This is a genomic window from Flavobacterium sp. ARAG 55.4 (assembly GCF_051846875.1).
Lineage (GTDB): Bacteria > Bacteroidota > Bacteroidia > Flavobacteriales > Flavobacteriaceae > Flavobacterium > Flavobacterium plantiphilum.
Window position 1 is genome coordinate 169,155 of record NZ_JBPYCT010000003.1, and the last position, 19,925, is coordinate 189,079.

The 19,925-nt window shown below is 33.5% G+C and carries 17 protein-coding genes and 1 tRNA gene; 14 read left to right on the forward strand and 4 right to left on the reverse strand.

The genetic code is table 11. The features are described from left to right. The first annotated feature begins 73 nt into the window (after positions 1 to 73). Together ACSV4D_RS04735 and ACSV4D_RS04740 are read left to right on the forward strand one after the other, a co-directional pair. The gene (locus ACSV4D_RS04735) at positions 74 to 346 is read left to right on the forward strand and encodes an HU family DNA-binding protein (RefSeq protein WP_071183513.1); all 273 of its coding nucleotides are present in this window, start codon (positions 74 to 76) and stop codon (positions 344 to 346) included. A 123-nt stretch (positions 347 to 469) separates the two neighbouring features. Beyond that, positions 470 to 1,030 (forward strand): YqgE/AlgH family protein, encoded by a 561-nt coding sequence (locus ACSV4D_RS04740; protein ID WP_408081391.1) that lies wholly within the window; start codon positions 470 to 472, stop codon positions 1,028 to 1,030. Here ACSV4D_RS04740 and ACSV4D_RS04745 read toward each other — a convergent pair. Continuing rightward, positions 1,027 to 1,866, reverse strand: a complete 840-nt coding sequence (locus tag ACSV4D_RS04745) for an aminotransferase class IV (protein ID WP_439227336.1) — start codon at positions 1,864 to 1,866, stop codon at positions 1,027 to 1,029. The two genes, ACSV4D_RS04740 and ACSV4D_RS04745, sit on opposite strands and share 4 nt — an antisense overlap. 55 nt (positions 1,867 to 1,921) lie before the next feature. After that, positions 1,922 to 2,314, reverse strand: a complete 393-nt coding sequence (locus ACSV4D_RS04750) for an START-like domain-containing protein (RefSeq protein WP_408081389.1) — start codon at positions 2,312 to 2,314, stop codon at positions 1,922 to 1,924. A gap of 155 nt (positions 2,315 to 2,469) precedes the next feature. Here ACSV4D_RS04750 and ACSV4D_RS04755 point away from each other — a divergent pair. From ACSV4D_RS04755 to ACSV4D_RS04785, 7 genes are all read left to right on the forward strand, one after another. After that, positions 2,470 to 2,543, forward strand: a tRNA-Met gene (locus tag ACSV4D_RS04755). Positions 2,544 to 3,091: 548 nt separating this feature from the next. Next, positions 3,092 to 7,912: a LamG-like jellyroll fold domain-containing protein gene (locus ACSV4D_RS04760; protein ID WP_439227337.1), complete on the forward strand. Its 4,821-nt coding sequence runs from the start codon at positions 3,092 to 3,094 to the stop codon at positions 7,910 to 7,912. A gap of 202 nt (positions 7,913 to 8,114) precedes the next feature. Continuing rightward, positions 8,115 to 9,629 (forward strand): ankyrin repeat domain-containing protein, encoded by a 1,515-nt coding sequence (locus ACSV4D_RS04765; RefSeq protein ID WP_439227338.1) that lies wholly within the window; start codon positions 8,115 to 8,117, stop codon positions 9,627 to 9,629. A gap of 4 nt (positions 9,630 to 9,633) precedes the next feature. Further along, positions 9,634 to 10,116 (forward strand): DUF2271 domain-containing protein, encoded by a 483-nt coding sequence (locus tag ACSV4D_RS04770; RefSeq protein WP_408081386.1) that lies wholly within the window; start codon positions 9,634 to 9,636, stop codon positions 10,114 to 10,116. A gap of 12 nt (positions 10,117 to 10,128) precedes the next feature. Further along, positions 10,129 to 12,309 (forward strand): PepSY domain-containing protein, encoded by a 2,181-nt coding sequence (locus tag ACSV4D_RS04775; RefSeq protein ID WP_439227339.1) that lies wholly within the window; start codon positions 10,129 to 10,131, stop codon positions 12,307 to 12,309. A 19-nt stretch (positions 12,310 to 12,328) separates the two neighbouring features. Next, positions 12,329 to 13,336 carry an FAD:protein FMN transferase gene (locus ACSV4D_RS04780; RefSeq protein WP_439227340.1) on the forward strand — a complete coding sequence of 336 codons (1,008 nt, stop codon included), beginning with the start codon at positions 12,329 to 12,331 and terminating at the stop codon, positions 13,334 to 13,336. A gap of 35 nt (positions 13,337 to 13,371) precedes the next feature. Then, entirely contained in the window at positions 13,372 to 13,929 is a 558-nt protein-coding gene (locus tag ACSV4D_RS04785; RefSeq protein ID WP_439227341.1) for a GNAT family N-acetyltransferase, read from the forward strand. A gap of 38 nt (positions 13,930 to 13,967) precedes the next feature. Here the strand turns inward: ACSV4D_RS04785 and ACSV4D_RS04790 are convergent, their stop codons facing one another. After that, complete coding sequence (locus ACSV4D_RS04790) at positions 13,968 to 14,426, reverse strand: DUF4442 domain-containing protein (protein WP_408081537.1); 459 nt, start codon at positions 14,424 to 14,426, stop codon at positions 13,968 to 13,970. Between the two features lie 150 nt (positions 14,427 to 14,576). Here ACSV4D_RS04790 and ACSV4D_RS04795 point away from each other — a divergent pair, with 150 nt between their 5' ends. The 5 genes from ACSV4D_RS04795 (at position 14,577) to ACSV4D_RS04815 (ending at position 18,816) form a co-directional block, all read left to right on the forward strand. Beyond that, positions 14,577 to 15,032 carry a DUF4870 domain-containing protein gene (locus ACSV4D_RS04795; RefSeq protein ID WP_439227342.1) on the forward strand — a complete coding sequence of 152 codons (456 nt, stop codon included), beginning with the start codon at positions 14,577 to 14,579 and terminating at the stop codon, positions 15,030 to 15,032. A gap of 59 nt (positions 15,033 to 15,091) precedes the next feature. Further along, the gene (locus ACSV4D_RS04800) at positions 15,092 to 15,430 is read left to right on the forward strand and encodes a PadR family transcriptional regulator (protein WP_408081381.1); all 339 of its coding nucleotides are present in this window, start codon (positions 15,092 to 15,094) and stop codon (positions 15,428 to 15,430) included. Beyond that, the gene (locus tag ACSV4D_RS04805; protein ID WP_439227343.1) at positions 15,427 to 17,124 is read left to right on the forward strand and encodes a PspC domain-containing protein; all 1,698 of its coding nucleotides are present in this window, start codon (positions 15,427 to 15,429) and stop codon (positions 17,122 to 17,124) included. The genes ACSV4D_RS04800 and ACSV4D_RS04805 overlap by 4 nt, the downstream gene beginning before the upstream one ends. Before the next feature lie 2 nt (positions 17,125 to 17,126). Beyond that, positions 17,127 to 17,906, forward strand: coding sequence for a head GIN domain-containing protein (locus tag ACSV4D_RS04810; protein ID WP_439227345.1), 780 nt, complete (start codon positions 17,127 to 17,129; stop codon positions 17,904 to 17,906). Between the two features lie 82 nt (positions 17,907 to 17,988). Beyond that, positions 17,989 to 18,816, forward strand: coding sequence for a GIN domain-containing protein (locus ACSV4D_RS04815; RefSeq protein WP_439227346.1), 828 nt, complete (start codon positions 17,989 to 17,991; stop codon positions 18,814 to 18,816). 83 nt (positions 18,817 to 18,899) lie between these two features. Here the strand turns inward: ACSV4D_RS04815 and trxB are convergent, their stop codons facing one another. Next, positions 18,900 to 19,847, reverse strand: a complete 948-nt coding sequence (trxB, locus tag ACSV4D_RS04820; RefSeq protein ID WP_439227347.1) for a thioredoxin-disulfide reductase — start codon at positions 19,845 to 19,847, stop codon at positions 18,900 to 18,902. Positions 19,848 to 19,925: the final 78 nt, after the last annotated feature.

The following is a 19,925-nucleotide window of genomic DNA, read 5'->3' on the forward strand; positions in this document are numbered from 1 at the left end:
TGTGAGGTCTGTATTTACTGTTAAATTTGTGTATAACAATTTTATTTTTAACCAACAATTAATAACTTTTATTATGAACAAATCAGAATTAATCGATGCTATCGCTGCTGACGCAGGAATTACTAAAGCTGCTGCTAAATTAGCTTTAGAATCATTTTTAGGAAATGTAGGTGGTACTTTGAAAAAAGGTGGAAAAGTATCTTTAGTAGGTTTTGGATCTTGGTCAGTTTCTCCAAGAGCAGCTAGAGACGGAAGAAATCCTCAAACTGGTAAAACAATTCAAATCGCAGCTAAAAACGTTGTAAAATTTAAAGCTGGAGCTGAATTAGAAGGAGCTGTAAACTAATAATTAGTTACAAATCTTATCCATATAAAAAACCCTCATTTGAGGGTTTTTTTATGCTTTTTAACGAATATGTTTGGTGTTTTTTATTTTTTTTTCTTAAATTTAATAAAAACTAGAACAATCATGATTTCAGAAACATTAATAAAAGGACAATTGCTAATTGCTGAACCTTCTATAATTGGAGATTTGTCATTCAATAGATCTGTGATTTTATTGGCTGATCATGACAAAGACGGATCAGTAGGTTTCATTATCAATAAACCATTAAAATATACTATAAACGATTTGATTCCTGATATCGATTCCCGTTTAAAAATTTACAATGGGGGTCCCGTTGAACAGGATAATCTTTATTTTATACATAATGTACCCGATTTAATCCCCAATAGTATTGAAATTTCAAACGGGATTTACTGGGGTGGTGATTTTGAATCCACTAAAGCGCTTATCAATACAGGAAAAATAAATAAAAACAATATTCGTTTTTTTCTGGGATACACAGGATGGTCAGAAAGCCAGTTACAATCAGAAATGGATGCCAATTCATGGATTATCACTTCTAATAATTATAAAAACAAAATTATTGGAAAATCATCTACCCATTTCTGGAAAGAACAAATCATGGAATTAGGAGGCGATTATCTTATTTGGTCCAATGCTCCGGAGAATCCATATTTGAATTAAGCAACAGTAATGATTTCATTTAATTTTGAAATCAACTGCTTTGAAACATTTACTTTAAAATTCTTTTTTCTATATTTTGTTATAGGCTGAATTCCTTTTATCACATTGGTAACAAATAATTCATCGGCTTTTTGAAGTTCAAATGGCGAAATAACTTCCTCCACCACTTCAATTTCCTCTATCGTTTTAGCCAATTTTAAAATCTGTTTTCGCATCACGCCATTGAGACATCCTTCAGAAACCGGAGGTGTAATCAATTTGCTTCCTACCAACATAAAAATATTTCCCTGAATAGCTTCAACCACATTTTTACTATCGTTTAACAACAAACAATTATCCAAATCATTTTCACTGGCAAAAATACTTGCCGCTACATTTAATATCCTATTAGTGGTCTTAATTGAAGAAAGTAATTGTTTTGTGATATAAAAATCTTTAAACAAATCCACTTCATACTCTTTTTCTTCAAAAGAATATTTGACAACTTCTAATGCTGTTGCGTGAATCAGAAAACTTACAGTATTATCAACAGGCAAATAGTAGCCGCCATCGTGTCTGAAAACTGTAATACGGGCTCTTGCCGAAGCAGATATAGCTAATTGATTAGTCAGAGAAACGAATTGTTCTTCCAGGTATTCCATGGTAAAATTCATTGGAATCTCCATTCTTACCACACGCATGGAAGCCATTAATCTAAAATAATGATCTTCTAAATACAACACCTTCCCATTTACAATTTTAACGGTTTCAAAAACGGCATCTCCATATAAAAATCCGCGATTTTGTGTTATTGTATTTGAATCTTGCGTTGCTAAAGTTCCATTAAAATTAATCATAAAAAAAGCCCTGAATTTAGTTCAGGGCAAATATAAGTCATAAAATAGAATTTAGCTATACAGAACCTAAGAGATGTTTCAAATCAGAAATTTGGTTTTCCCATAACTGCGAAGCTTCTTCGAGTTCCTCTTCTTCAGCAAAATCAATTACCATCAATGACACATCCTTAGTTAATTCATCAACAAGAATATGCAATTCAAAAAAATACTCTGTATCTTTTCCTGCTGTATCCACCCATTTAAATTTCACTTTTTCCCCTGATTTTTTAGATGCTAATCTTGCTTTTTCTTCCGAATCATTCCAGATAAAAGTAAAAAATTCTCCTCTTGAGTTCACATCATCAGCAAACCATTCAGATAAACCAGAAGGAGTAGAAATATATTGATATAATAATTGTGGCGAAGAATTTATAGGAAACTCAATTTCGTAACGTACTTTAACATCCATAGAGGCAGATTTATTTTTTTTTCGAATATATAGAATATAATGTCTAAAAAAAAACGTTTTTAAAAATATTTTTTTTCTTCATTTTATACTTGCAACTTTTAATTTTATTTCTATCTTTGCACCCGCAATCAGGAACAGTACAAACCTGAACATTTGGCGAGGTAGCTCAGTTGGTTAGAGCGCAGGATTCATAACCCTGAGGTCACGGGTTCAACTCCCGTCTTCGCTACAAAAACAAACCCTTAAACATCAATTGTTTAAGGGTTTTTTATTGGGATTTTGTTTCCAAAACACTTTCTTTTATACGTAATAAATTAATCAATTTAAGAACGAATTGAGAGAAAATACAAAATAGAAGAAACACTTTTTAGATGCTAAAGAGAAAGAATTACATGACTTCACAAAAAAATAACAGTTACTCTTATTAATTACATTCTTTTTTTTTAACACTGCTTTTCCAAATACCTCTATATTAGCTCTTCCGCAAAAATTTAAAAATACTTTTTACCTAAAAAAATCAAAAAAAAGCATTCCGAAACTTTTAAGCTTAAAATCAAGCTTTTACAAAATGGATTCAAACAAACAAAAAGAAATCTTTTTCTTTCTTTTTAAATAAAAATACGCACTTAATCGATATTTTTAAGCTTTTAATCGATTATAAATAAAAAAATAAATATTTTTACAAACCAAAAGACCCCCAAAATCTATGAATCAATTTCCCTTTCTGGATTGTCTTTAAAACACTATAAACAAAATAGTTAATATTAAATTCAAACTATGGAAAAACTTTACCTAAGAAAAAAACAAAGTTACCTTCTATACTTACCGCTTACAATCCTTTTTTTCTTACTATCTATTGTAAATCATGCACAGGTTAGAAAGACTTTTACACAAAGAACTTCATCAGCTACACCATCAAAAGTAATTTATAACATCAAAGGTGATTTTACGATGTTAGGAAACACTAACCTAACTCTTAAAAACTATGGTAACAATACTGATAATGACCAGGAAATGGTTTATGTAGATATTGATGGTGATTCAAATACCTGGAACTCTTCTTCGGCCAATTTACAACTTTCAACTGAAAATGGTGCAAACCCAAGCTGCTCCACAATTCTATTTGCCGGACTTTACTGGACTGGTAAATCCGACGATGCAGACATATTTTCTGTTAGAAACAAAGACATCTATCATAGTAGTACTGTACTCAATACAAATTACACTATGACTACATCTAGAGGTGGCTCAAGTAGTAATTCTTATTATCCAATTTATACATTTACTGGTAATGGCCATGTATATATTTTTAGTTTTAATAATACAGCTTCATCAGGTACCTCTACAGTTACACTAACTTTAGATGGTATCACTCAACCATCAATTAATGTTACTTATAATTCCGGAAAAGCAACTTTCAACACTCCTTTTACTTCTAATCCTGCATTTGGAACATCTTTTACTTTAAATAGTCTAACGAGAGATACTTCAAAAAATAGAAGTGAGTCTCAATATCAATCAAGCAGTTATGCAAATATTTCATATTCAACTTCAAAAAATTACGATAAAAAAGTAGTTTCTCTCAAAGGACCTTTAGCTTCCACATACACAACGATAACTGCTAATGCATCAGATATTTGGTATCCAGGTTCTGCTGACGATGGAATTTATGTTGGCTACAAAGAAATAACCGACTATGTAAAAACTAATGGTTTAGGAACTTATACTGTGGCAGATATTGCACTAAAAGAAGGTATCGGGCCAACCCCAGGATTTTCCGGTGGCTGGGGAATGGTTGTTATTTACGAAAACCCTCTAATGAATAGCCGCGCAGTAACTCTTTTTGATGGGTATGCAAATGAAAATGGTTCTTTTGTAGGTGATATTCCTATTTCAGGGTTTGTTGCTGTAAATGCCGGACAAGTTAATATGAAACTAGGTGTAATGGTAAGTGAAGGGGATGTAAATAAAACTGGAGACTATTTAAAAGTACAGCAGAAAAACACTACTACTTATATAGATTTATCACATTCCGGAAACACAACTAATAATTTCTACAACTCGACTATCCTAACAGGTGGAAACACCAGAAACCCCAGTTTGCAAAACAATACGGGAATCGATTTGTGTATGTTTAATATCCCCAATACCGGAAATATAAATATTGCTAACGGCCAAACTTCAACTAATTTTAAATACGGCTCAAATTTAGACAAATTCTCCATCTTTGGCTTTGCTATGTCGGTGGACTCATATGTACCAGACACCCAAGGTTTAATTAGTGTTAATTCTATAAACAATGTCACCAACCCTGCTGTATTAAATGCATTACCGGGACAGGCAATTAATTATTCGCTTAAGATTACCAACGAAGGAACTGAAGCGACTAATAATACTATTGTTTCTATACCAATTCCTGCCACAGCAATTTTCGATACCGGTACAAACATAACCTTTAATACATATCATGGTTTCAGTACTGCAGAGGAACCTCATTATGATCCGGTTACAAATGCGATTATTTGGGATTTAGGAACTTTGCCTATTACCGCAAATCACCCGGAATACATTTATGCCGATTTAAGTTTTGACCTCAATGTTACCACAGACTGTGCCATTATATTAAATGCAGGTTGTGCGCCTGAAGTTTCATTAGAAACCGGTACTATAACGGGTGCAGGGGCAACTTCCGGAACAGCGTTTACAAACTATTTTTTCAAGGGTTATGACAATACTACCTGCCAGCAGCCTATCGACGGTTCTATTAAAGTAGCTATTGACGCCAGTTCTTGTTTATCCGGTTTAGCCGGTCCGGATCAGCTTACTTATTGTGGTGGTGAAATAGTAACATTAAATGCTTCCTCAGGAGCTAGCGGTACATGGTCTATCGTTAACGGTCCTTCGGGGAACGGAGAAATTTTCTCTGATAATACAAGTCCAACCTCAACTTTCTATAGCCCTAACATGGGTACATATACTTTAAGATGGACTACTAGTTGCGGAACAACTGATGACGTTCTGGTTACCTTTGAACTTTGTAACGTAGTAAATTTTGACGGAGTGGATGATAATATCAACTTTAAAAATAAATTTAACTTAAACAATGGTAATTTTAGTATTGAGGCTTGGATAAAATCAAATGTTACCAACGGAAATAATCAAACTATTTTATCCAAACATCTTAGTCCTACAGCTAATGATGGTTATGATTTAAGGATTATTAATAATGTTATTTCTTTCCATTGGAACAACAATTCCATTACTGCCACACATGGTATCGACACAGACAGATGGTATCATATTGCAGTAACTTTTGACGGAAGTAATTATAATTTATACATTGACGGTATATTAGAAGAAACAACTTCCGGTTCAAATCCCATAGCAAATAATATTGATTTTATTATTGGTGCCATGAGCCAAAATACCGATGTCCCTTATAATTATTTTAATGGATGGATTGATGAACTTCGTATTTGGAATACTCCTTTATCTGCAGATCAAATCCGGAGAATGATGAATCAGGAAATAGAAAATGACGGAAGTAATAATGTAAAAGGTGCTGTTATCCCTAAAAACATCAGCGGATTAAACTGGAGCAACTTATCCGGATACTATCAAATGAATAATACTGATGATGTTAGCAATGGTTATTTAGTCGATAAATCCGGAAATAATAATATCGGAAAATTAAAAGGAATTTATCTTCCTGAACCTGATACTGCACCTATTCCGTATACTTCCGGAGCAGACGGTGCGTGGGAAACAGATGCAAGCTGGACACATTATGATGTTTGGGATCCTCCATACAGTTTAGGTATTGACAATTCAACAATAATTGAATGGAATATTGTAGCCACTTCACACAATATTACTTCTGCAGGAAACAAAACTGTTTTAGGATTAGTAGTAAACAGCAATAAAATCAGTGCCAACAATGATTCTAAAATTAAAATCTCCAGTTACCTGAAACTAGATGGTAAAATAGATTTAGTTGGAAAATCACAATTAATCCAAACCATGGACAGTGACCTAGAGGTAAGTAGTTCTGGTTCTATTGAAAGAGATCAGCAAGGGCAATCCAATTTATTTAATTACAATTATTGGAGTTCGCCTGTGGGCGCAATCAGTACTACTGCTAATAATGTGAATTATTCGGTAGGAAGCGTCATGAAAGACGGAACAACTTCCACTCCGAAAAACATTCAATGGATAGGAGGATATAATGGTTCACCTACAACTCCTATAAGTATTGCAAGATACTGGCTTTATAAATTTGATAATTATGCCAATGCTTATGCTAATTGGGTACAAATGAACGAAAACTCGTCAGTGAGAGTCGGTCAAGGATATACTATGAAAGGCAGTGGCACTTCCGCCGATACTCAAAATTATACTTTTGTTGGTAAACCTAATAATGGATTAATCTCTTCCAATAGTGTAAGTGCGAATCAATTATTACTGGCCGGAAACCCCTATCCTTCTTCACTGGACAGCAAAACTTTTATTGAGGATAATGAAAATTCAATTAACGGAACTATTTATTACTGGGAACATTATGCCAGCAACAATACTCACATTTTGAGAGATTATCAGGGAGGATACGCCACACGTAACTTAACCGGAGGGGTTGTTGCTTCATCAGCCAATGTAGATTTTATAAGTAAACTAGGAACACCATCCAGAGGAATTCCTAACCGTTTTATTCCTGTAGGACAGGCTTTCTTTTTAATCGGAAAAGCGGATTCCGGCGGAACAATAACGTATAATAATAATCAAAGAGCTTTTCATAAAGAAGATGACGCTGCTAATTCAAATGTGATGTATAAAATCACTGCTCAGACCAAACAACATTGGCAGAATAACAATAACGATGAAGTGGTGGAGGAAAAGTATAAAAAAGTCCGATTAGGATTTACTTCTTATAACGATTATCACCGTCAGATATTATTAGGATTCATAGACGAAAAAGCTACTGATGCAATAGATTTTGGTTATGATGCTTACAATATGGACAATCTTCCTAATGATATGTTTTTCTTAATTAATGAAGATCAATTTGTTATTCAGGGCGTTGGAGCTTTTGATAAAAATGCTTCTTATCCTATTGGTGTAAAAGTAAATGCCGAAGGAATTGTGAAATTTATGATTGATGAAACCGAAAATTTTGATGACAATCAAGCCATTTATATTTTTGACAGCGAAACCAATACGTATCACAATATCAAAAATCAAAATTTTGAAATCAGTCTTGTTGCGGGTTATACTACCCGATTCTCTCTGCGCTTTTACAATCCCGCAGACGCACCAATTGAACCCGAGGAACCAATAGATATGCCTGAAATGAATCCTGGAATGACAATTATCCATATTCAAAAATCAGACAATATCAATATCAACAATCAAATTAAAAACTGTAGTGTTACAAAAGTGAGACTCTATAACGAATCAGGAATTGAAATCGAGAACTGGAAAATTCAGGAAAACCGAAACCAGTCAAACATTCAGGTTCACATCAAAAAAGCAAAATTAGGAGTATACATTGTAAAAGTAGAAACTACAGCAGGCGACTTTACTAAAAAAATAATTATTGAATAAAAACATTTCTGTTATTTACAATTAAATCATCTCAGATTGATTCTTACATCAGTTCGGGATGATTTTTTATTTAAAAAAACAGCTTACAAACTCTAAAATCTCGTTTTTATTTTTACATTTGCATTATTTTTATTTATTCTAAATAGAATAAAGTATTAAACTATACCTATAAATGTTTATCTAATCGAAAAACGATACCATAATGAAGAAAAATCTATTTGTTTCGTTAGCCTTTGCCGCTACTTTTCTGGCTTCGGCTCAACAAAAAAACTCATTGTTAGAGCAATCTTTCTGGAAAGCATCTCCTGATGTTGCAGCTGTAAAAGCAGAAATAGCCAAAGGAAATAATCCATCTGAAAGTACCCGAAATGCTTTTGATGCTGTGGTTTATGCTATAAATAGTGAGGCGCCAAATGAAACTATTAAATTCTTGCTGGAACAGCCCGGTAATTCTGTTAACAAATCAACTCATGACAACCGTATCTATCTACACTGGGCGGCTTACAGAGGCAACGTTGAACTGGTAAATTATTTAATTGCTAAAGGGTCTGATATTAATCTTGAAGACAGCCACGGAACTACACCTGTAACATTTGCTTTGAATGCAGGGCAAACAAATACGAATTTGTATGATGCTTTCTTTAAAGCAGGTTTAGATGTTAAGAAAAAATACAGAGACGGGGCAAATCTTTTATTATTGGCTGTGCCAAATGACAAAGATTTAACTTTAACAAATTATTTCATTTCTAAAGGATTATCGCTTAAAGATACTGATAACAAAGGAAATACTGCTTTTAATTATGTTGCCCGAACAGGAAATATTGAACTTCTGAAAACACTTTTACAAAAAGGGATCAAACCTACTGATAATGCTGTAATTCTTGCTGCTCAGGGATCCAGAAGAGAAGCAAATACAATTGAAGTTTTTAAATATTTAATTGAAGATTTAAAATTAAACCCAACAGTAGTTTCAGCCGAGGGAGAAACGGTTTTACACAGTTTGGTACGTAAACCCAATCAGACTGAAATTATCAATTACTTTTTAAATAAAGGAGTTGATATCAACAAAACCGATAACGATGGAAACACAGCTTTAATGAATGCTGCCTCCGGAAGAGATACTGAAGCATTAGAATTAGTACTTTCAAAAGTAAAAGATGTAAATGCTCAAAATGCTAAAGGAGAATCTGCTTTAGCAATAGCGGTACAATCCGGAAGTCCGGAAGCAGTAACACTTTTATTAAATAAAAAAGCTGATGTATCTGTTTTAGACAAAGACAACAATAATCTGGGATATTATTTAATCCAGTCCTATCGTCCGCAAATGATGGGTGGACGCGGTCAGGAATCCGGGAACACTCCTAAAGAAGATCCTTTTGCAGTGAAATTAAAATTATTGCAAGACCACGGATTGAATTTAACTCAGGCTCAAAAAGACGGAAACACGCTGTATCATTTTGCGTTATTGAAAAATGATTTAAAATTACTTCAAAAAATCGCTTCTTTAAACATCGATATCAATGCCAAAAACAAAGATGGATTAACCGCTTTACATAAAGCAGTTATGATTGCGAAAAATGATACCCTTATCAAATATTTGTTGGAATCAGGTGCTAAAAAAGACATCAAAACCGACTTTGATGAAAGCGCTTACGACTTAGCTAAAGAAAATGAAACTTTAACCCAAAACAACATTTCAGTTGAAATTTTAAAATAATAAAATGAACTCTATTATTAAAACAGCCATAACAGGCGCATTTATCCTTCTTCTTTCTTTTCAGGCAACAGCACAAAGCAGTAAATACAAGTGTATGCTGCAAATGTCTAATTACATGGGTGAAGGCGCTTATGTAGTAGTTTCTTTGATTAATGCCAAAGGAGAATATGAAAAGACACTTTATGTAATGGGAGATGACAAAAAATGGTACAATAGTCTGAAAGAATGGCATAAATTCAATTCAAAAAAACCTTCTAATATTAGTGCTATCACGGGTGCTTCGGTTACAGGGGGCGATCGTAGTATCACCACTATAGAAATAGAAGATTCTAAGATTAATCACGGATATAAATTACGCTTTGAATCTGCTGTAGAAGATCAGAAATACCATGTTAGCGATGTAGAAATCCCTCTGACTGCAGCAGGAATTGCGGCAAAAACAGAAGGAAAAGGATACATCCGTTATGTTCGATTAAACAAAATATAATAGCAGTTCTAAATGACTCTTTCATTCTGGCGGTACTCACACCTCGCGCTGGCGGTATTTTCTGCTGCATTTTTATTTTTGGCATCCGTTACAGGTACTATACTTGCAGTAGATGCAATACAGGAGAAAATACCACCACATCGGGTGGAAAATTTTGATGATATTACATTGGGACAAACCCTGCCTGTACTACGCAAAATTTATCCCGAAATTACCGAAGTAAGTATCGACCATAATCAGTTTGTAAATTTACAGGCAATTGATAATGATGGAAACGATGTCAACGCCTATATCAATCCGCTAACAGGGAAAATCATAGGTACACCGGTTAAAAAAAGTGATTTTATTAATTGGGTTACCGGGCTGCACCGTTCTTTATTTCTACATGAAACAGGACGATTTATTATAGGTATTAATTCTTTTTTATTAGTGCTAATTAGTATTTCAGGTTTTGCACTTGTCATTAACAGACAAAGAGGTTTACGCAACTTTTTTTCTAAAATCATTAAAGAATATTTTGCCCAATATTATCATGTTTTACTCGGGCGTCTGGCATTGATTCCTATTCTGATTATTGCGCTTTCCGGGACTTATTTGTCTATGGAACGTTTTCATCTTTTCGAAAACAAAAATGAAAACCAAACAGAAACCCCACCAACAACTGCTGCTAAAAAAACATTCGATTTAAAAAACACTTCTTTAGCCGAGGTTACTAAAATAGAATTTCCTTTTTCAGATGATCCTGAAGACTATTATATTTTCGAACTGAAAGACCGAAAAATTGAAGTCAATCAATATTCTAACGAAATTATTTCGGAAGAACTTTTCCCTGCAACTCAATTATTATCTGATTTAAGTCTGGATCTGCACACCGGAAGAGCTAACGGCATCTGGGCATTTATCCTAGGCTTAGCATCTTTAAATATCCTGTTTTTTATCTATTCCGGATTTGCTATGACATTAAAAAGAAGAGCAAGCCGGATTAAAAACAAATTCAAAGCGGAGGAAAGCAAGTACATTTTATTAGTAGGTTCAGAAAATGGAAGTTCGCTTCGTTTTGCCAATGCCATTTTGAAACAAATTACTGATAATGGTGAAAAAGCACATTTGGCACAACTCAATAACTACAGCCTTTATCCAAAAGCCGAACATTTACTGATTTTTACCTCAACTTATGGTTTGGGTGATCCTCCTTCTAATGCCGGTAAATTTGTAAATCTTTTAGAAAAATTCACACAACAGCAATCCATTCATTATTCCGTGATTGGATTTGGTTCAAAATCCTATCCTGATTTTTGTGGATATGCTAAAGAAGTGGATACCCTTTTAGCAACAAAAAACTGGGCAAATCGTTTCTTGGCATTACACACCGTAAATGACAAATCAGCCGAAGAATTCGTAAACTGGGTAAAATTATGGAGTGCCCAAACTGGTATTGCGCTTAGCACTACTCCATCGGTTTACAATCATATTCCTAAAGGATTACAGCAACTAATGGTTTTAGACAAAACAGCCATTTCAGCAACCGAAAAAACTTTCCTGTTAACTTTAAGAGCCGGAATACGAAGTAAATTCACCTCCGGAGATCTTTTAGCCATTTATCCTGCCAATGATAATCGTGAACGCCTATATTCTATTGGAAAAAAAGAGGGAAACATCCAGTTAGCCGTAAAATTACATCCTGAGGGTCTGGGTTCGGAGTTTTTATACAATCTGAAACCCGGAGATACTATTAAAGCGCAAATCATCAATAATCATGCTTTTCATTTTCCTAAAAAAACAAGTCAGGTTGCCTTAATATCTAATGGAACCGGGATTGCTCCGTTTTTGGGAATGATTGCTCAAAACAGGAAAAAAGTTCCGATTCATTTGTATTCCGGCTTTCGCCAAAAAACCGACATCACTGCGAATTATGAAAAATTTGCCTCAGAAATGATACAAAAACAGTATTTATCACATTTTCATATAGCTTATTCACGTGAAGAAAACCATCATTATGTAATGGATTTAATCCAAATGGATGCTGATTTTTTTGCTGATTTACTAAAAAACGATGGAATCATTATGATTTGTGGTGCACTGGCGATGCAATTTGATGTTGAAGAAATATTAGATACTATTTGTATTTTTAAAAACAATACAACTTTATCTGCTTACAAAGCTAAAGGTCAAATCCTGACGGATTGTTATTAATTTTACGCACTCTATTTGAATGAAAACCAAATCCTTCTTAATTGTAAGCTTTTTTACTTTTCTGCTATTTGGCTTATCCTGTCATTCACAAGTTTTACGAAAAAGAACAACCTCACTTATGGGCGGACGTTTTGATATTAGCATTATTGCTAAAGATTCTCTTACTGCCGAACAAAATATTGATATTATCATTTCCGAAATCAGCCGCATTGAAAACCTCATTTCTGATTGGAAACCCAGCTCACAAGTTTCTAAAATCAATCAGAATGCCGGAATTCGTCCTGTAAAAGTAGATCCCGAAGTGTTTGAGTTAACAAAAAGAGCGCTCCATCTTTCAAAAATTACCAATGGTGCTTTTGACATAAGCTTTGCCGCAATGGACAAGATCTGGAAATTTGATGGTTCGATGACCGAAATGCCTTCGGCGGAAGCCATCAAAAAATCCGTAGAAAAAGTAGGTTATAAAAATATTGTTTTAGACAGTGTCAATTCGACTATTTTCTTAAAATTAAAAGGAATGAAAATTGGATTTGGAGCACTTGGCGAAGGTTATGCCACCCATAAATGCCAACAAATGATGCTGACCAAAGGAATTCAATCGGGAATTATAAATGCTACAGGCGACATGAGTGTCTGGGGAACACAGATTAACGGAAAACCATGGAATATTGGTATTACAAATCCTTTTGAACCAAGCCAGGTTTTCGCTGTTGTTACTTTAAAACAAGGAGCTGTGACTACCTCCGGCTCTTATGAAAAATTTGTAATTTTTAATGGAAAACGGTATTCTCATATCATTAATCCGGCTACCGGCTATCCATCGACAGGTTTGTGCAGCGTAACGGTTTTTGGTCCAAATGCTGAAACAGCTAATGGTTTTAGTACTTCGGCAATGGTTCTTGGAGAGAAACAGGCTGAGGAATTTTTAAAAAATTATCCTGATTATTATTACATTATGTTTACCGACTCCGGTAAAATGATTAAATCAAAGAATTTCCCTAAACATCATTTTAAAAGGTATAAATAGTATGTTTTTATTATCTTTTCAGTAAAATAATTGATATGATAATTAAAAAAGCAGCTCCTGAAGATTCTAAATCAATTGCTCCTTATTTATTGCTCGCAATGGAAAGTATTATTTATACATTCATCGGAGAAAAAAATCCTGCAAAAGCAACTGAATTTTTACTTTATTTTATAGAGAAAGAAAACAATCAGTATTCTTATCAGAATTGTTGGGTTGTGGAAGATCAAAATCAAATTATTGCGGCTGTCAATATTTATGACGGGGAAAAACTGAAAGAATTAAGAAAACCCGTTACAGACTATATAAATAAGCAATATGGACAAAATTTAAATATTGAAGACGAGACAGAAAGTGGCGAATATTATATTGATACTTTAGGTGTAAATCCTCAATATCAGGGAAAAGGTATTGGATCTGAGCTATTGCGTTTTCTTATAAAAGAATACAGCAAGTACAATCTCCCTTTAGGTCTGCTGGTGGATACAGAAAATCCGCTGGCAAAAAAATTATATTTTAAACTTGGTTTTGAATCAATAGGAAGAAAAAAATTAGTCGGTAAAGAAATGGAACACCTGCAAATAAAACCATTTTAAAATTGGAAATAAATTGGAACTTATTTCATAATCATACATTATTTATTTTTCAATTTAATGGTCCATTCAAAATCCATTTCAGAAACGGATTCTCCTTTTTCATTTGTTCCAACAGATTTTAGCCAGAAAGTTTGTCCTTCTCCTGTACTTATCGTTTGATTGACTGCATTTTCAATTTCATTGTTATTTTGGCAAGTAAAAGTAATTCTGCCCGTTGCTTTTTTAGAAAAACTGCTTTTATTAGCAGCCACCAGCATAGCAATATTTTGCCTGCTGTTTTGAATATGGAGCATAACTAAGGCTCCGGTGGATAATTCGGCAGCCATTGCCTGAACAGCAAAATACATCGAATTAAAAGGATTTTGATTTATCCACCGGTGCTTTACTGCTACAACACATTTATTATATACAATCTCTTTCACCCTCACTCCGCAAATAAATGCTGAAGGTAATTTGAATAATAAAAAACGATTAAAATGGGCAGCCGAAAGTTTCATTGTCTTTGATTTTGAACCAATATACAAAATAATCACAACTTTTGAATTCATTTTTAAAAGTTAAAAATATGTTAATTTTAAGTACTTTGTAATACATAATACCTTTCTAAAGACATATATTTGTATAAGAAATTACTAAAACTGATAAAAATGGAAACCAACAGTCACAAAACCACCGCAGCAATAACTCATTTGAGTGCTTTAACGCAGTACTTCATCCCTTTTGGAAGTTTTATTTTTCCAATTATAATCTGGAGCAGTAAAAAAGAACAATCTGAATTTATTGACTATCACGGAAAACAACTGCTTAATTTTCAATTGAGTATTTTTATTTATTCCTTAATTCTGGGAATCATAGCAATACCGGTATTGCTCTTTTCTCTTTTTAACGGAGTTTCCCTAGACGCACTGATTAATGACAATGATTTTATATTGTCTCAACTGGATTTAGATAATTTAATTGGGGAAATAACTTTTGGTATTCTACTGCTGATAGCTTTCTTTCTGTTAAAAGTTTTTGAGTTTTTCTTACTAATCATTGCTGCTATAAATGCGTCAAACGGAGAAAGATATAAATACCCTATTACAATAAATTTCATTAAATAAGAGACTCATGATATTTATTCATAAAAAAACAATCAAATTCAATAACAAAATAAAATCATATGAACATTGAAAACACAAAAGCCCAGATGCGAAAAGGTGTTCTCGAGTTTTGCATCTTATCTGTCTTAAAACAGAAGGATGCCTATACATCCGAAATATTGGAAACCTTAAAAAACGCAAAACTGTTAGTTGTAGAAGGAACTATTTATCCTTTATTAACACGACTAAAAAATGACGGATTGTTAAATTACCGCTGGGAGGAATCCACTTCAGGACCACCCCGAAAGTACTATGGTCTCACTGAAACAGGACAGACTTTTCTGGACGAACTGAATGGAACCTGGACCGAATTATCCAATGCCGTAAACCTAATCACAAATCAAAAAACGGAGTCATGAATAAAACTGTAAACATCAACTTAGGCGGAATGTTCTTCCATATTGACGAAGATGCATACCAAAAACTATCTCGCTATTTTGACGCAATTAAGCGCTCACTTTCAAATTCATCCGGAAAAGATGAAGTTATCAAAGATATTGAAATGAGAATAGCGGAGTTACTGAATGAAAAACTAAAAAATGATAAGCAGGTAGTTATTTTAAATGATATTGATGCCATTATTGCTGTGATGGGACAACCCGAAGATTATATCATTGAAGACGAACCACACTCATTTGAAAACAGACAATATAACACTGCAACTAAATCTAAAAAACTATATCGCGATGGCGAAAAAGGAATGATTGGTGGTGTTGCTTCCGGATTGAGTTACTATTTTGGGATTGATGCAGTCTGGATTCGAATTATATTAGTACTCTTTATCTTTGCCGGTTTTGGAACAGGAATTATCGCCTATATCATTTTGTGGATTGTAACTCCTGAAGCAAAAACTACATCCGAAAAGCTGGAAATGACCGGAGAAGCTGTCAATATTTCGAATATTGAAAAAAAAGTGAGACAGGAATTTGAAAATGTTTCTGAAAAAATAAAAAATGCTGATTATGACAAATATGGAAATCAGATCAAAACAGGCGCTAACAGAGTGGGAAACTCATTAGGAAATTTTATCATCGGTTTTTTTAAAATAATCGCTAAGTTTCTGGGGCTTTTCTTAATCATTGCAGGCTTGAGCACACTGGCCTTTTTACTGATTGGTGTTTTTACTTTAGGAACAAATACTTTTATTGAACTTCCGTGGCAGGGATTTGTGGAGACAGGCAATTTTACGGATTATCCTATTTGGGTTTTTGGACTACTGATGTTTTTTGCAGTAGGGATTCCGTTCTTTTTCCTGACTTTATTAGGTTTTAAACTATTGGCTCCTAATACAAAATCAATTGGTTCTATTGCTAAATACACTTTACTGGCTCTTTGGATTATCGCTGTTTCATTAGTAATTGCTCTTGGAATCAAGCAGGCCTCAGCCTTTGCAATGGATGGTCGTATAGTTAAAAAAGAAACTCTTAATCTAGCTGCAAAGGATACTTTGTTTGTCAAATTCAAACACAATGATTTTTTTGCCAGAGATATAAATGATCGTTCTGAATTTAAAATTACTACAGATTCTACGAATAACGATGTGATTTATTCGAATGAGGTGCGTTTTCGAATAAAAAAATCAAACGAAAATTATTCGTATATCCAAATTGAAAAAGAAGCTAAAGGGAAATCATTTTCCGAAGCCAGAAAAAATGCGGATCAAATTAATTATCACTATAAAATTATTGGAAACCAACTCATTTTTGATAATTATCTGTTAACCGAATTAAGAAATAAATACCGCAACCAGCGTATCGAAATTGTCCTGTTTCTAACCGAAGGAACTGTTTTTAAAACAGATTCTTCCGTTAATGATTACGACCGTTCAGACAATGATTTTTTTGATCTGGATCATGACATTAACGAACCTTTATATAAAGTAGGAGCTTTTGAAGTGTCGTGTTTAAATTGTACTGAAACTGACATGGAGAATGACAATGAATCCTCGTCAATAACTATCAATAAAGATGGAATTACAGTAAAAAATGACAGTGTAAACGGAGTTTCTAAACTAAAAGTAGATAAAAACGGTATCATTATTAAAACCAATTAATTATGCTCAAGACCAAATTCCATCCCTTGCTTTTGTTTTCATTTATAATATTATTATGCACTTCCTGCATTAATTATGATAGCAATGAAACTATAAAAACAGTAAAATCATCAGGAAATATAACTCATGAAACCAGACATCTTAACGAAGATTTTAATAAAATAAATGTGAGTAGCGGAATCAATGTAATCATTGAACAGTCTGATAATACTGAAATTACTGTTATTACTGATGAAGATTTTCAAAAAAAAATAAAAACAAAAGTAGAAAACGGGACTTTGTATGTGTCGAATACCACCAATACAACTACATTTAAATTTTTTGGTTACAAGCGTACCAGAATACACGATGCAGCTACTAAAAAAGTGATTATTAAACTACCAGTCATTCATAAACTGGAAGCTAATTCGGCATCAAAAATAGAAAACAAAGGAATTTTAAGAGGGGACCATATCGCATTAAAATCCTCTGCTGCTGCAGAAATTAAACTAAACTTAGAATTTGAAAAAATTGAGTCTGAATCCAGTAGTGCCGGTAAAATTGATTTAAAAGGAATGGCTCTTGATTTACTTACATATACCTCAAGTGCAGCCAAAACCGATGCGGAAGACTTACTTGTAAATAATATTATTGCAGAAGCTTCTTCAGGTTCCAAAATAAATGTATATCCTATAGTAAGCCTAAAAGCAAAAGCCAGTAGCGGAAGTAAAATCACCTATTACAACAAACCCCAACAAATTGAAAAAACAACAAATTCCGGGAGTAAAATTAGCTTTGACTAACAAATAATTTGGATTAAAAACAGATATCGCCTCCTGAAAAGAGGCGATTTTTTTATATTTGTATATAAACATATTATCAAACATGAAAAAAATCAGTATCGTCCTTTTAGTCTTTTTATCCACAACTCTTGTTTTTGCACAAAAAAAAGATAAGATAAGCGGATCAAAAAACATCGTAAAAAAACACAAAAATATAGGGAATTTCAATAGTATTGAAGTTGGAGACAATCTAGAAATTTCATTAGAAAGAGGCGAATTTCCCGGAATCGAAATTCAAGCCGATGACAATTTAATGGATATTATCGCTGTTGAGGTTACAGATCATGTGTTACGTCTTTCCACGTCTAAAAGAATTGTAAAAAGTAAATCATTAAAAGTAAAAGTTACCTATACGGCTCAATTCAATACTATTGTATCCAAAAATGATGCTGTTGTTAGTGCAATTCAGGAAATAATAACAGATAATTTTACTATTAAAACCTTTGACGATTCAAAAATATTAATGAATGCCAGCACCAAAGTTTTTGATTTACAGGCTGATGGTGATTCGGAAATTGAACTGAATTTAAAAAGTGAAACTATAAAAATTGAAATGAGTAAAGATTCGGAATTAAAATCTTTACTGTCAACCGATAATTTAGCTTTAGATATGTATCAAGACACAAAAGCTGAAATTGAAGGTGAGGCTAAAAGCAGTCTTATTCGCTTAGCAAATGACTGTGAACTGGAAGCTTCTAAATTGGAGATAGATAAAATTGAATTAATTACGGAAGGAAAAAGCAAAGCTGCCGTAAATGCAAAAAAAGATATTGTTATCACTGCCAGCGAAGAAACAGAAACAGAACTTTACGGAAATGCAAAACTTGTAATGAATAAGTTTACTGATAAAGCAAAAATTTCTAAAAAATAAGTTTATAAAATATGCTATTAAAAAAGGCTGTTTTCAAACCATGAAGTGAAAACAGCCTTTTTTTGTATTCAATTAAAATAAAGTTATTCTTTAGCAGCTAAATATCTTTCCGCATCAAGAGCAGCCATACAGCCTGTTCCCGCAGCAGTAATTGCCTGACGGTACACATGATCAGCAGCGTCACCGGCTACAAAAACTCCTTCAATATTAGTTTTAGAAGTTCCCGGTGTATTGATAATATAACCTGTTTCGTCTAATGTTAAATACTCTTTAAAAATATCCGTATTGGGTTTATGACCAATTGCGACAAAGAAACCTGTTGCCGGAATATCATACGTTTCATTTGTTGCTTTATTTAACACTTTGACAGCTTCAACTACCTGACCGTCGCCTAAAACTTCAACAGTATCATGATTGAGCAAAATTTCGATATTTTCTGTTTTACGTACACGTTCTTCCATGATTTTAGAAGCTCTGAATTTTTCACTTCTCACTAACATGGTTACTTTTTTACAAAGCTTTGATAAATAATGCGCTTCTTCACAAGCAGAATCTCCTGCTCCAACAATTACAACTTCCTGATTTCTATAGAAAAAACCATCGCAAACAGCACAAGCCGAAACTCCGCCACCCATTTGTAAATAATGCTGCTCAGAAGCCAAACCTAAATATTTAGCTGAAGCACCGGTTGATATAATTACTGTTTCACAGTGTAATTCGATAGCATCATTAATCCATACTTTATGAAAATCTCCTGAAAAATCGACTTTAGTCGCCCATCCGTCACGGATATCAGCTCCAAAACGTTCTGCCTGTTTTTGTAACTGTACCATCATTTCGGGACCGGTAACTCCATCAACATATCCTGGAAAATTTTCTACTTCATTAGTAGTGGTCAATTGACCTCCAGGCTGCATTCCCTGGTATAAAACCGGATTCATATTGGCTCTGGCCGCATAAATAGCTGCAGTATAACCTGCCGGTCCGGAACCTATAATAAGGCATTTTATTTTTTCGATTGTATCAGACATAATAAATTAAGTTTAATTTTAAAACATCACAAAAGTAAGTTTTTATTATTGGAAAATTAAACTTCAACAATCAGTTTT

Bases quoted from the DNA above. Each gene is read 5' to 3' on its own strand.
- ACSV4D_RS04735 (WP_071183513.1), top strand. From the start codon at position 74: ATGAACAAATCAGAATTAATCGATGCTATCGCTGCTGACGCAGGAATT.
- ACSV4D_RS04740 (WP_408081391.1), top strand. From the start codon at position 470: ATGATTTCAGAAACATTAATAAAAGGACAATTGCTAATTGCTGAACCT.
- ACSV4D_RS04745 (WP_439227336.1), bottom strand. From the start codon at position 1,866: ATGATTAATTTTAATGGAACTTTAGCAACGCAAGATTCAAATACAATA.
- ACSV4D_RS04750 (WP_408081389.1), bottom strand. From the start codon at position 2,314: ATGGATGTTAAAGTACGTTACGAAATTGAGTTTCCTATAAATTCTTCG.
- ACSV4D_RS04760 (WP_439227337.1), top strand. From the start codon at position 3,092: ATGGAAAAACTTTACCTAAGAAAAAAACAAAGTTACCTTCTATACTTA.
- ACSV4D_RS04765 (WP_439227338.1), top strand. From the start codon at position 8,115: ATGAAGAAAAATCTATTTGTTTCGTTAGCCTTTGCCGCTACTTTTCTG.
- ACSV4D_RS04770 (WP_408081386.1), top strand. From the start codon at position 9,634: ATGAACTCTATTATTAAAACAGCCATAACAGGCGCATTTATCCTTCTT.
- ACSV4D_RS04775 (WP_439227339.1), top strand. From the start codon at position 10,129: ATGACTCTTTCATTCTGGCGGTACTCACACCTCGCGCTGGCGGTATTT.
- ACSV4D_RS04780 (WP_439227340.1), top strand. From the start codon at position 12,329: ATGAAAACCAAATCCTTCTTAATTGTAAGCTTTTTTACTTTTCTGCTA.
- ACSV4D_RS04785 (WP_439227341.1), top strand. From the start codon at position 13,372: ATGATAATTAAAAAAGCAGCTCCTGAAGATTCTAAATCAATTGCTCCT.
- ACSV4D_RS04790 (WP_408081537.1), bottom strand. From the start codon at position 14,426: ATGAAACTTTCGGCTGCCCATTTTAATCGTTTTTTATTATTCAAATTA.
- ACSV4D_RS04795 (WP_439227342.1), top strand. From the start codon at position 14,577: ATGGAAACCAACAGTCACAAAACCACCGCAGCAATAACTCATTTGAGT.
- ACSV4D_RS04800 (WP_408081381.1), top strand. From the start codon at position 15,092: ATGAACATTGAAAACACAAAAGCCCAGATGCGAAAAGGTGTTCTCGAG.
- ACSV4D_RS04805 (WP_439227343.1), top strand. From the start codon at position 15,427: ATGAATAAAACTGTAAACATCAACTTAGGCGGAATGTTCTTCCATATT.
- ACSV4D_RS04810 (WP_439227345.1), top strand. From the start codon at position 17,127: ATGCTCAAGACCAAATTCCATCCCTTGCTTTTGTTTTCATTTATAATA.
- ACSV4D_RS04815 (WP_439227346.1), top strand. From the start codon at position 17,989: ATGAAAAAAATCAGTATCGTCCTTTTAGTCTTTTTATCCACAACTCTT.
- trxB (WP_439227347.1), bottom strand. From the start codon at position 19,847: ATGTCTGATACAATCGAAAAAATAAAATGCCTTATTATAGGTTCCGGA.